We start from the raw sequence: 12,951 nt of genomic DNA, 5'->3' as shown, positions 1-12,951 counted from the left end.
CATAGAGAAAAAATAACCGATACAATCTTCTTCCGAAAAAACCTGATCAACAGCGTTGGCTTCAAAAAAAACCACAATTCGTCACCCTCATACAAACATATGTTCCCATTCCTTATGAAGTTTATACCAAACAGGTGTTTGTGTTTCAAGTGACTAAAGGGAAAATATTCAATATATGAGCTAAGGGGACAGTGTGCGCAAGTGAAGCCTAAACGTGAAGTCCGGGAGAGTAATAATCAACGCAAAAGGATACGAAACGTGAAGGCGGGGAGAGCAAGAACTGAGGATCAGACCATCTGAGTATAGGGAAGAGTGTACGTACGGGCATCGGTGTAATCGTTCCTTAAGCCTTTACCGCATAAGTATGAAGTATCTGTAGCGGGCACTACCCCCACCTGATCTCTCAAGAAAAACTTCCATATAAAGACGTACCGGCTTCTTCGATTTACTTCGAACGAAGTTTTTCTTTAGAGAGACAGCCCCCGAAGCAGCAGCCTGATCTCGCAAGAAAAACTTCCATATAACGACGTACCGGCTTCTTCGATTTACTTCGAACGAAGTTTTTCTTTAGAGAGAAAGCCCCCGAAGCAGCAGCCTGATCTCGCAAGAAAAACTCCCATATAAAGACGTACCGGCTTCTTCGATTTACTTCGAACGAAGTTTTTCTTTAGAGAGAAAGCCCCCGTAGCAGCAGCCTGATCTCGCAAGAAAAACTCCCATATAACGACGTACCGGCTTCTTCGATTTACTTCGAACGAAGTTTTTCTTATAATAATAAGGATATACAGCTACATTCTTACGGGGGGACTTATGTCTACATCGAACTCGCGCCAAAGCAAGGTACGCAATTTTTGTATCATTGCCCATATCGACCACGGGAAATCGACGTTGGCCGACCGCATTCTTGAGTTTACGGGCGCGGTGCAGCAACGCGAAATGCAAGACCAGCTCCTCGACCAGATGGATTTGGAGCGGGAGCGCGGCATTACGATAAAATTGCAGGCCGTCCGGTTGTCCTACAAAGCGGACGACGGCGAAGAATATATATTGAACCTGATCGACACTCCGGGACACGTCGACTTCACGTACGAAGTTTCACGTTCGTTGGCGGCTTGCGAGGGGGCGCTGCTTGTCGTGGACGCCGCGCAAGGCATCGAAGCGCAGACGCTGGCGAACGTCTACCTGGCGTTGGACAACAACCTCGAGATTTTGCCGGTCATCAACAAAATCGACCTTCCGAGCGCAGAGCCGGAGCGTATTCGCCAAGAGATCGAAGACGTCATCGGGCTCGACGCTTCCGACGCCGTATTGGCGTCCGCCAAAGCGGGCATCGGCATTAAGGAAATTTTGGAGCAGGTCGTCCAAAAGGTCCCGGCTCCGAGCGGAGACGCCGACAAGCCGCTGAAAGCGCTCATTTTCGACTCCCACTACGATGCATATAAAGGAATCATCTGTTACGTACGCGTAGTGGACGGAAGCATGAAAGCCGGCTCGAAAATCCGCTTCATGGCGACGGAGAAAGAGTTCGAGGTCATTGAGGTCGGTGCGTTCCGGCCGAAAATGACGATCGTCAACGAGCTGAAAGCGGGAGACGTCGGATTCGTGGTTGCGGGCATCAAGAACGTGAAGGATACGCGCGTCGGCGACACGATTACCGATGCGAAAAATCCGGTGAAAGAGCCGCTGCCCGGCTACCGCCGCATCAACCCGATGGTGTTCTGCGGCCTGTACCCGATCGACACGGCCGATTACACCGAACTGCGCGAAGCGCTTGAGAAGCTCGAGCTTAACGACGCCTCGCTGCGATACGAACCGGAAACGTCCCAGGCGCTGGGCTTCGGATTCCGATGCGGTTTCCTTGGATTGCTCCACATGGAAATCATCCAAGAGCGGATCGAACGCGAATTCAACATTCCGCTGCTTACGACGGCTCCGAGCGTTGTGTTCAAAGTGCATTTGACGAGCGGCGAAATTATCGATATCGACAACCCGGCGAACATGCCGGAACAGCAGCGCATCGACCACATTGAGGAACCGTACGTGAAGGCGTCCGTCATCGTGCCGAAAGATTTCGTAGGGCCGATCATGGACTTGTGCCAAAACAAACGCGGCGATTTCATCGATATGCAGTACTTGGACGCAACGCGGGTGACGCTCATCTACGACATACCGTTGTCCGAAATCGTCTACGATTTCTTCGATCAATTGAAGTCGCGCACGAAGGGGTACGCTTCCTTCGACTACGAGCTCTCGGGATATAAGAAATCTAACTTGGTAAAGATGGATATTTTGCTCAACAACGAGAAGGTTGACGCCTTATCGTTCATCGTCCACAGGGATAACGCCTACAACCGCGGCCGCATTCTGTGCGAGAAGCTCAAGGATATCATCCCGCGCCAAATGTTCGAAGTGCCCATCCAGGCGACGATCGGCCAGAAGGTCATCGCAAGGGAATCGGTCAAGGCAATGCGCAAGAACGTCTTGGCAAAATGTTACGGCGGAGACATTTCGAGAAAGAGGAAGCTGTTGGAGAAACAAAAAGAGGGCAAGAAGCGCATGAAGCAGGTCGGTTCTGTCGAGGTGCCGCAAGAGGCGTTTATGGCGGTGCTCAAGATTGACGAGTAAACCTGTCCGGTGACGGTACCCCGACGCATGTCGTCGGGGTTCCTTGTTTAAGAAAGGAGGGACACCGATTGAGACAACGAATCGAAACGCCGGAAGCGGTGTATGTTCATATCCCGTTTTGCACGAACAAGTGCCATTACTGCGACTTTAACTCCTATGTGCTGAAAGGCCAGCCGGTCGATGAATACCTGGACGCGCTGGAGCGGGAAATGGCGCGTACGGTTCTGGAAGTTCCGCCGGGAACGATTCGCACCTTGTTTGTGGGGGGCGGGACGCCGACGGTGCTCACACCGGAGCAGATGACCCGGTTTTTGAACATGACGCGAAACAACTTCCCGCAACGGTCGGCGGATTTTGAGTGCACCATGGAAGCGAACCCCGGAACGACCGATCCGGACAAGCTTGCGGCCATGCGCGAAGGCGGCGTCAACCGGCTGTCGTTCGGCGTGCAATCGTTCCAACCGGATTTGCTTTCGGCAATCGGCCGCATTCACTCTGTGGACGACGTATACCGGAGCTTGGAGAACGCCCGTCAAGCAGGGTTTGAGAACGTGTCCATCGATTTAATATTCGGTTTGCCGAAGCAGACGTTAGGGGATATGGAGCAGACGCTCGATAAAGCGCTGGCTCTCGAGTTGCCTCACTACTCGATATACAGCCTCAAGGTCGAAGAAAACACGCTGTTTCACACGCTGTACGAGCGCGGGGAGCTGCCGCTTCCCGAAGAGGATGAGGAAGTGGCGATGTACCGGCTCATTATGGACCGGATGAAAGCGGCCGGGTACGGGCAATACGAAATCAGCAACTTTGCAAAGCCCGGCTATGAAAGCAAACACAATTCGGTTTATTGGCGGAACGGAAGCTATTACGGAATTGGCGCCGGGGCTCACGGCTATGTCCGGGGGGCGCGCCACGTGAATGTGAAAGGGATCCAACCGTACATCGACGCCGCAAAAATCGGTTTGCCCGTGTTGGAGAAGGCGGACGTTTCGGAAGCCGAAGCGATGGAAGATTTCATGATGGTCGGGTTGCGGCTGCTTGAAGGCGTCAGTCGGCGCGAATTTCACTCGCAGTTCGGCGTGGAATTGGAAGACCGGTTCGGCCCGGCGCTGCATTCCCTCACCGAAGGCGGCCTGCTGGAAGAGACGGCGGCAGGATACCGATTAACCGACCGAGGCATATTGCTCGGCAATGAAGTGTTCGGAGCGTTTATAAATTAATAATTTTGACAAAAAAACCGATTGTGGCCCCCTTCGTTTTAGTGTATATTTATTCATATTCTTGAATATGATTGGTGGGTTCCGCATGATGCAAACGACAGTATGCCGCAAGGCGACGGTAAATGATATTGATTTTCTTCATGAATTGATTCAAGGGTATGCGAATAACGGGATAATGCTTCCGCGATCGAAGGAAATGCTGCGGGACCAAATCGAAACGTTCGTCGTCGCGGAACTGGACGGAAGGCTCGTCGGCTGCGGGGCGCTGACGAAATTGGGAGCGGATCTTATTGAAATTAGGTCGCTCGGGCTCCATCCCGAATATAAAGGACAAGGAATCGGCAAACAAATCGTCGACCTGCTCGTGGAAGAGGCGCGTGCACTCGGCGTTCCCAAAGTAATGGCGCTTACGTATGAGGTCGGTTTTTTTCAAAAAAACGGTTTTACGGTCGTACCGAAAGAGATCTTTCCGGAAAAAGTGTGGCGCGATTGCATTCATTGCAAAAAGCTGCATTGCTGCGATGAGATTGCGGTTTTAAAGAGGCTGGATTGACTTGACAATGGCTTACGGATTCGGTATGTTTGGAATATGGTTAGCACTCACTGATATGGAGTGCTAATGAAGGCGAGCAGAGTAATTCTCCGGCGCTTCAACACGAGTTCGACTTGCATAAGGAGGATGGCGGTTATGTTATCGGAACGCCAGAAGTTGATTTTGACGGCTATCATTGACGATTACATCCGCTCCGCCGAGCCCGTCGGCTCACGGAGCATCTCGAAGCGCGGCGATGTCGGGTTTAGTCCCGCCACCATCCGCAACGAGATGTCGGATTTGGAGGAGCTCGGCTATTTGGAGCAGCCTCATACTTCGGCCGGCCGGATACCGTCCCATAAGGGATACCGATATTACGTCGATAACCTGCTTTGTCCGGGCACCGTTTCTCATCAAGAGAAAGAGTTGATGAAGGCGTTCTTCGAATCCAGGATATTGGAATTGGAACAAGCCGTTCAGCAGGCCGCTTCGATTTTGTCGAGCTTAACGAACTATACCGCCATATTGCTCGGACCGGAGACGTACCAGACCACGCTTCAATCGCTGCAGCTCATTCCGCTCAACGATCATTCGGCGGTCGCCATTATCGTGACCAATACCGGTCATGTCGAAAATCGCAGGTTTACGATTCCCGAAGGCGTCCAGATTTCCGAAATCGAGAAGTTCGTAAACTTGTTGAACGCGAAGCTGAAAGGCGTGCCACTGTACCGGCTGCGCTCCAAGATGCATTCGGAACTAAACGCCGAATTGAGCAGGTATGTAGCCGGGTACGAAGAATTGCTGGCCGTAGTGGATACGGTGCTGCAATCCGACGAAGGAGACAGACTTTATCTCGGCGGAGCGACCAACATGCTGGCACAGCCGGAATTTAAAGACGTGGATAAAGTGAAGACGCTGTTTGAGCTTCTGGAAGAATCGCGGACGCTCGTTCAAGTGTTTTCCGGGGCGCCTGCCGGCATACAAGTGAAAATCGGCGGTGAGAACTCGCTCGAAGCGATCAACAATTGCAGTGTAATTACCGCATCATATAGTTTGGACGGCCAACCCGTCGGAACGATCGGCATACTTGGCCCTACCCGGATGGACTATAAGAAAGTGATTGCGCTGCTGGATGTGTTTACGAAGGATATGACGAGCAGTTTGTCGCGGTGGATGAAATAGCATCCGACGCAAAGCGGACGTTTGCGCAGCAGGAGGCAGTCGTTCTCCTGCTTTTTGGCGCGTTTGGGCGCAACCGCAGGCTGCCGCAAGCCTGATACGGGGCAATGTAAGGAGGTGAGGAGCGCATGAAGCACGAGACGGACAAAGAAACGATTGAACAGGTAAACGACGAGACGACGCCCGAAACGGAGACGGTTGAACCGGCGGAGGAGACGGCGGAAGCGGCCGCCGAGCCGGTTTCGGATACGGAACGCGAACTTGCCGAGCTGCGGAAAACCGCGGAGGAGAACTACCAGAGATTCTTGAGAACACAAGCGGACTTTGATAATTTCCGCCGCCGTTCAAGACAAGAGAAAGAGGAGTTCGCGAAATATGCCTCCCAGAAGCTGATCGAAGGGCTTCTCCCGATTGTAGATAATTTCGAAAGGGCCGTGACCGCGAGCCGGGAACAAAAAGATTACGAGTCGCTCTCCAAAGGCGTGGAGATGATTTTGCGCCAATTGAACCAACTGTTGGAGAGTGAAGGCGTGGCCCCGATCGAAGCCGTCGGCAAACCGTTCAACCCCGAATTGCATCAAGCGATAATGCAGGTGCAAGCGGAAGAAGGCGGAGAGTCGGGCATCGTTGTCGAAGAATTGCAAAAAGGGTACATGCTGAAAGATAAAGTGATCCGGCCGTCGATGGTAAAAGTAAGCGAATAATGCCATCGGGCTTAGAGGTTGCGGCATTGTTTTTTCGAACATAGATATAGGTTGGAATAGTCAAAGGAGGAAACCAAGCGTTATGAGTAAAGTGATCGGTATCGACCTTGGTACGACAAACTCTTGTGTGGCCGTGATGGAAGGCGGCGAAGCGGTCGTTATCCCGAACCGGGAAGGCAACCGTACGACCCCTTCGGTCGTCGGTTTCAAGAAAGACGGCGAACGGATCGTCGGCGAAACGGCAAAGCGCCAAGCGATCACGAATCCGGATCGCACCGTTATCTCGATCAAACGTCATATGGGTACGAACCATAAGACGAAGATCGACGACAAAGAGTACACGCCGCAAGAAATATCCGCAATGATATTGCAGAAGCTGAAAGCCGACGCGGAAGAATATCTCGGCACGACGGTAACGCAAGCGGTTATTACGGTTCCTGCATACTTTAACGATGCGCAGCGCCAAGCAACGAAGGACGCCGGTAAAATCGCGGGTCTGGAAGTGCTCCGGATCGTCAACGAACCGACGGCGGCGGCGCTCGCTTACGGCTTGGAGAAAGGCGAAGACCAGACGATTCTCGTATTCGACTTGGGCGGCGGTACGTTCGACGTGTCGATTCTCGAGCTTGGAGACGGCATCTTCGAAGTGAAGGCGACGAGCGGCGATAACCACCTCGGCGGCGACGACTTCGACCAAGTCATCATCGATTATATGGTGTCCGAATTTAAGAAAGAGCAAGGAGTCGACCTGTCCAAAGACAAGGCTGCGGTGCAGCGTTTGAAGGACGCGGCGGAGAAGGCGAAGAAAGAGTTGTCCGGCGTACTTACAACGACGATCTCCCTTCCTTTCATCACAGTTGTTGACGGCGTGCCTCAGCACTTGGAGATGAATTTGACCCGCGCGAAGTTCGAAGAGCTGTCCGCCGATCTGGTAGAGCGCACCATGGGTCCGACCCGTCAAGCGTTGAAAGACTCGGGATTGTCTGCGGACAAAATCGACAAGGTCGTTCTTGTCGGCGGTTCCACGCGCATTCCGGCCGTACAGGAAGCGGTGAAGAAGCTAATCGGCAAGGAATCGTACAAAGGCGTGAACCCGGACGAAGTCGTCGCCGTCGGCGCGGCCATTCAAGCGGGCGTCTTGACCGGCGACGTTAAAGACGTAGTATTGCTGGACGTAACTCCGTTGTCGTTAGGTATTGAAACCGCAGGCGGCGTATTTACGAAGATGATCGACCGGAACACGACGATTCCGACAAGCAAATCGCAAATATTTTCGACGTTCGCGGATAACCAGACGTCCGTCGAAATTCATGTGCTTCAGGGCGAGCGCGCGATGGCTGCCGACAATAAGACGCTCGGCAGGTTCATCTTGAGCGACATTCCTCCGGCGCCGCGCGGCATTCCGCAAATCGAAGTGACGTTCGATCTCGATGCGAACGGCATTGTGAACGTAAGCGCGCTGGATAAGGGAACAGGCAAGAGCCAGAAGATTACGATCACCGCTTCGAGCGGACTGTCCGACGAGGAAATCGACCGGATGGTGAAGGACGCCGAGAAGAACGCGGAAGAAGACAAGAAGCGCAAAGAGCTTGTCGAAGTCCGCAACAACGCCGACCAACTCGTATATACTGTTGACAAGACGTTGAAGGACCTCGGCGACAAGGTCGCCGACAGCGAGAAGACGAAAGCGGAGGAAGCGAAGGAAGCCGTGAAGAAAGCTCTCGAAGGCAACGATCTCGACGCGATCAAGAAAGCGACCGAAGAGCTCACCAACGTGGTGCAGCAGCTGTCCGTGAAGCTTTACGAGCAAGCCGGCGCCGCCGCGCAAGGCGGCGCAGCGGGAGACGCCGGCGGCGCGGAAGCCGGCGCGAAGAAGGACAATGTGGTGGACGCCGACTACGAAGTGGTTGACGATAAAGATAAGTAATCGTATGATCGGAGGGTTGAAACCTGAGGTGAGCGCTTCAGGTCTCGACTCTCTTTTCATGGGCAGGGGGTGAACGCGTGGCGAAACGTGATTATTACGAAGTGCTGGGTCTTCAGAAAGGCGCTTCGGCTGACGAAATTAAGAAGGCGTACCGGAAGCTCGCGCGGGAGTACCATCCCGACGTGAATAAATCGCCCGATGCGGCGGAGAAGTTCAAGGAAATGAAAGAAGCATACGACGTGCTGTCCGACGAGGGCAAGCGGGCCAACTACGACAGGTACGGCCACGCCGACCCGAATGCCGGTTTCGGAGGGGGCGGGTTTGGCGGCGCCGACTTCGGCGGCGGCATTAACGATATTTTCGACATGTTTTTCGGCGGCGGCGGCGGACGTCGAAATCCGAACGCTCCTCAACGGGGCGCCGATCTCGAATATCCGATGCAGATCGAGTTTAAAGAAGCGGTATTCGGCAAAGAAACCGACATCACCATCCCGCGCACGGAAACGTGCGACGTATGCGACGGTTCCGGAGCGAAGCCGGGCACGAAACCCGAGACGTGCGGCGTGTGCCGAGGCACCGGGCAGCAAGAGGCCGTTCAGAACACGCCGTTCGGCCGCATCGTCAACCGCCGCAGCTGCGGCAATTGCAACGGCACGGGACGCATTATTAAAGACCGCTGCAACAACTGCTGGGGAGCCGGCAAAGTCAAGAAGCAGCGGAAAATTCATATTAAAATCCCTGCCGGCGTAGACGACGGCGCTCAATTGCGAGTTAGCGGAGAAGGGGAGTCAGGCGCACGCGGAGGACCTCCCGGCGACCTGTACATTTCGATCCGCGTCAAGCCTCATGAATTTTTCGAACGGGAAGGCGACGACATCTTCTGCGAAGTGCCGCTCACGTTCGCCCAAGCGGCGCTCGGCGACGAAATCGAAGTGCCGACGCTGACGGAGCGGGTAAAGCTGAAAATTCCGCCGGGAACGCAGACGGATACGTATTTCCGCCTCAAGGGCAAGGGCGTTCCGAAGCTGCGCGGCTACGGACAAGGAGACCAGCACGTGAAGGTCGTTGTCATAACGCCGACGAACCTTACGGAAGAGCAGCGCGAGCTGCTGCGTGCGTTCGCGGGTCTGTCCGGCGAAACGACTCATGAGAATAACGGATTTTTTGAGCGCATGAAGAAAGCGTTCTTGGGAGAATAAGACGATAATTGGGAGCACCGCGTTTACACATGACGCGGTGCTTTTTTTTCTGCAGTCAGTGTCTTATTCGCTCGCTACATAATTCGTCTCCCCGCAGGAAAGTCTACCCTTTGTAGACAAAGAAAGGACGGATGCGAACGATGCCTATGGAAGACCAACCGTTAAACGTGAAGAAAGCAGCCGGAGATGTTTCCGGACTAAGCGCCGAAACGGAACAAACGTTAAACGCCCTTGACAACGACGCGTCCCGGGCGAATTTACGGATGGAACGCATATTTTACGGCCGGGAAGCGGACGAGGGTCCCGCGGAGGCTGTCGATGTTTCGCAAATGTTCCGCAACGAAAGTTAACGGATAATTTCGCGGAATACAGGGAAACTAATCCAGAAAAGCCGGAAGCGAACTGATGCGGGGTGAAGAAGATGGAAAATAACAATCGGGATCATCGGAAGCTGCCGATTGCAAAGAACGAAGATGTGGAATTCTCCAGAGATCTTGCCGACGCGGACGATCTGGAAGCGGCGGAGCGGGCCGAAGCGGCTGACAGGCGCCAAGAATAGAGGCGATGCGCAATGGCAAAGACCAAGCATATCCAAGCTTATTTTAAAGAGTGGAACGACGCCGAAGGGGCGGCGACGGATCTTCAGGCGTTGGGCGCAGCGCATATCATGACGGATCGTACCAATGTGTTCGAGCATTTCATCGACGATCCGACCAGCCTGCTGCCGATGGTGCCGCAACTGTCCGGACAGTTCATCAGCGTGCCTTCTCCGCTTCAGCCTTCCGGCGTCCTGTTGGGCGGGTTGGATGCGGCTGAAGGAGAGGCGCCGGAAGACGCGGACGCGGCGGGAGTGGGTACGCCGGTGTTGAGCGCGATAATTGAGACTAATCTGTACGATAAAGCGATGGACATCGTGAAAAAATACGGCGGAACTACGGATTCGAGAGGTGTGGAGTAGATGGAGAAGAACATTCTCGCGTATTTTAAGTCCCCGGAAGAAGCGGAAGTGGCGGCCAATAAATTGCAAGCGCTTCGCGCGGTCGAAGTAAGCATCGACCGGTTCTCGAAATACCCGGGGGACGGGATCGAGCATCGGGAAAACCCGAGGACCGGCGATTTCGCAAGCTTGGCCACTTTGTCGCTGGATGCCGACATATCCGCGAAAAGTCCCGGCATCCTGATGGCGGCGGGAACCGACGCGAGCGGAATGAGCGACGGAGGCGGCGCACATGTGACCGGAAGGGATATATTGCTTACCGCGGTCGTCGACGAGAGTGTGCATCACCAAGCGCTAAGAGTGGTGGAAGAAGCCGGAGGCATGCTGTAGCGGGCAAAGGCAACAGCCGGCACTGAGGCGCGGAAGCGCAAGTCGCCTGAACAAGAGCGATTTGCGCTTTTTTTCGTATTTTGGCAATAGCTGCATTTTTTCATAAATCATGAAACTTTCCGGCCTGAAAAACGTCTAATTTTAAGCGAACATCTAGAGATAATGGGGAGAGAGTGACTTGAAGTATCGAATTACAGGGATTTTATTGGCCGTCGTATTGATGACCGGAGCATGCATTCCGCATGCAAGCGCCAACGTATCGACATCGGTTATGCGCGTTCTGCTTTACGTCAATAAGCAAGAAGCGTTCGTAAACGGGCAATCCACGATGCTCGATTCGCCGGCAACCGTCGTAAACGGGAAAATGTACGTGCCGGTGAAGTTTCTAGGGGACTCGTTCGGGTTTCCGGTACAATACGACAAAGCGACTTCTTCCATAACGATGACGGCCGGAAAGACGGACGTCCTCATACAATTGAAGAGCAACACCGTATTGATCGGCGGGCTTCCGCATTCATTCGAACCGCTCTTCAAGATGATCAACAACCGCCTGATGGCGCAGTTAACATGGATGATGGACCAAATCCAAGCCAAGTATACTTACAATAAGGAATTGAACCGGGTCGAAGTGACGTATTTGCCGAAGGCCGGTGGAATTGTGGTCGGCGATGGCGGCAACTCGCGGCCGGTCGCTAAATTCGCTCTTGGAAAATCCGTATATAAGATGGGCGAGAAGATCAAATATATTAATTTAAGCTATGATGTCGACGGGGACGGGATTGCATTTTTGACCTGGAAAAATAAACAGGATGCGTTCTTCACCCCCGGCAAACATCAAATTTCGTTGCAAGTGAAGGACAGCAAAGGTAACGTCAGCGACTGGTATACGCGTGAAATTACGATCGGGAACGAGCAGCTTTTTACCCCGGTCGAGTTTGAACTGTATCACGCGCAGCCGCAAAGCTTTATCAAATTGTCGCAGTCGCAGATCGATCAATATTTCCGATCGCTTTCTCCTCTGCCGGTGTCGAGAAGCGAGCTGCCCGGACGAAAGCTGCTCGTCAGCGACAGTCCCGAGAACATAAAGGATTACGGTATCCTTTACGAGGACACGGTCGACGGCAACGGAAGGTTATACGCCAACCATGTAAATTCAACGAATCGAAACTTGCAGTTCATGATTTTGGCGACGAATAACGGTTCCGAACCCGTAACGATCGAAACGACGCGCAAAGGCGAAGTGTACCCTTCGATCTACGCAAATCTGATGGGGCATCAAGCCACGGTTGATTTTCTGCTTGGCGAGACGGGGAAGCCTTCCGTTGTCGTTCCGCCGGGAGAAACGGCCGCTTACGCGCAGCTTCCTGAATTTTTGCCCGGTCAGGGCGTGAACTTGATCTATGATGTGGAAACAACCGGAGAGGTTGCATTCTCTTTTGTCGCCATGGTGCCTAACGAACCGCTTTCCGCCGTCCGGATGTATCCGAAGCTTGCGTACGACGGGCATGTGCGCGGCTCGTTTCCGGTTGCGGATTTGTCTTGGGAGGCTGACGCGGGCGCCGCGAGCGGCGGCGGGACGATTACGATCGGCGACAACAAACGCGATGTGTTTGTGAGCGGATATGACGTCTTCCGCAGTCAGACAGTCAGCAACTACGGCAATTACGGAATGACTTATAATATACGCGTACAGCGTCCGGGCAAGTCGGCGATCCTCTTGATCGCCCGCGGCGGCCCGTTCAAAGGCCCGTTCATGATCAACGGCGAAATAACGCTTGCTCCGGCATCGGGCACGATTACAGCTTATGACGGTGTGTTCTTGCTAAGCCGCACAAACGGAACGGAGCCGTTCGTCGACATTGAATTCAGTCCGCCGGCCGGCTCGAACTTCCCGGTTGACTTGATCGTTTATCGGTTAAACAAATAATTGCGAACGCAGGGAGCTGCCGGATTACGGCGGCTTCTTTTAATGCGAACGCAGCAACAAAGTACTGCTGCATACGATGGCGGCTAAGTGCTGACCGAACGTAATTACGAGGGACGGGGCCAGCTCGTCACGGCCAATCTGTCGACTAATGTGGACGCATCCTCGCATCTATTGCCAGGGCAAGTGTCGCAAAGGTTGCACGACGACCGTTTATGTACATTCCGTTGCCAAAGTGATATGTCGAAGGAGTCGTGTGGCAGTCGGATAACTTTTATGGAAATAGGTTGCATTCAAATGGTTATCGGATTGCC

At 53.5% G+C, this 12,951-nt stretch carries 12 protein-coding genes; all 12 read left to right on the top strand.

The window, feature by feature from the left end:
• The first annotated feature begins 810 nt into the window (after nucleotides 1-810).
• Nucleotides 811-2,625: a translation elongation factor 4 gene (gene lepA / locus JET16_RS29285; protein ID WP_199624732.1), complete on the top strand. Its 1,815-nt coding sequence runs from the start codon at nucleotides 811-813 to the stop codon at nucleotides 2,623-2,625.
• Between the two features lie 68 nt (nucleotides 2,626-2,693).
• Complete coding sequence (gene hemW / locus JET16_RS29280; protein ID WP_199624731.1) at nucleotides 2,694-3,845, top strand: radical SAM family heme chaperone HemW; 1,152 nt, start codon at nucleotides 2,694-2,696, stop codon at nucleotides 3,843-3,845.
• A gap of 85 nt (nucleotides 3,846-3,930) precedes the next feature.
• A complete protein-coding gene (locus tag JET16_RS29275) occupies nucleotides 3,931-4,398 on the top strand; it encodes an N-acetyltransferase (protein ID WP_407673223.1) in 468 nt (155 codons plus the stop codon).
• 135 nt (nucleotides 4,399-4,533) lie between these two features.
• Complete coding sequence (hrcA, locus tag JET16_RS29270) at nucleotides 4,534-5,559, top strand: heat-inducible transcriptional repressor HrcA (RefSeq protein WP_199624729.1); 1,026 nt, start codon at nucleotides 4,534-4,536, stop codon at nucleotides 5,557-5,559.
• Nucleotides 5,560-5,684: 125 nt separating this feature from the next.
• Nucleotides 5,685-6,260, top strand: a complete 576-nt coding sequence (grpE, locus tag JET16_RS29265; protein WP_199624727.1) for a nucleotide exchange factor GrpE — start codon at nucleotides 5,685-5,687, stop codon at nucleotides 6,258-6,260.
• Nucleotides 6,261-6,342: 82 nt separating this feature from the next.
• Entirely contained in the window at nucleotides 6,343-8,187 is a 1,845-nt protein-coding gene (gene dnaK / locus JET16_RS29260; RefSeq protein WP_199624725.1) for a molecular chaperone DnaK, read from the top strand.
• Nucleotides 8,188-8,264: 77 nt separating this feature from the next.
• Entirely contained in the window at nucleotides 8,265-9,386 is a 1,122-nt protein-coding gene (dnaJ, locus tag JET16_RS29255; RefSeq protein ID WP_199624723.1) for a molecular chaperone DnaJ, read from the top strand.
• A 140-nt stretch (nucleotides 9,387-9,526) separates the two neighbouring features.
• Nucleotides 9,527-9,736: a hypothetical protein gene (locus JET16_RS29250; protein ID WP_199624722.1), complete on the top strand. Its 210-nt coding sequence runs from the start codon at nucleotides 9,527-9,529 to the stop codon at nucleotides 9,734-9,736.
• Between the two features lie 71 nt (nucleotides 9,737-9,807).
• Nucleotides 9,808-9,945, top strand: coding sequence for a YfhD family protein (locus JET16_RS29245; protein WP_199624721.1), 138 nt, complete (start codon nucleotides 9,808-9,810; stop codon nucleotides 9,943-9,945).
• Between the two features lie 12 nt (nucleotides 9,946-9,957).
• Nucleotides 9,958-10,344, top strand: a complete 387-nt coding sequence (locus JET16_RS29240) for a hypothetical protein (protein WP_199624720.1) — start codon at nucleotides 9,958-9,960, stop codon at nucleotides 10,342-10,344.
• Nucleotides 10,345-10,713 carry a hypothetical protein gene (locus tag JET16_RS29235; RefSeq protein ID WP_199624719.1) on the top strand — a complete coding sequence of 123 codons (369 nt, stop codon included), beginning with the start codon at nucleotides 10,345-10,347 and terminating at the stop codon, nucleotides 10,711-10,713.
• A 178-nt stretch (nucleotides 10,714-10,891) separates the two neighbouring features.
• Entirely contained in the window at nucleotides 10,892-12,640 is a 1,749-nt protein-coding gene (locus tag JET16_RS29230) for a copper amine oxidase N-terminal domain-containing protein (protein WP_199624718.1), read from the top strand.
• The last annotated feature ends 311 nt before the right edge of the window (nucleotides 12,641-12,951 follow it).

This window comes from Paenibacillus alkalitolerans (assembly GCF_016482785.1).
Lineage (GTDB): Bacteria > Bacillota > Bacilli > Paenibacillales > YIM-B00363 > Paenibacillus_AE > Paenibacillus_AE alkalitolerans.
The sequence above is the reverse complement of the archived record's forward strand: the minus strand, read 5'-3'. Positions and strand labels throughout refer to the sequence as shown.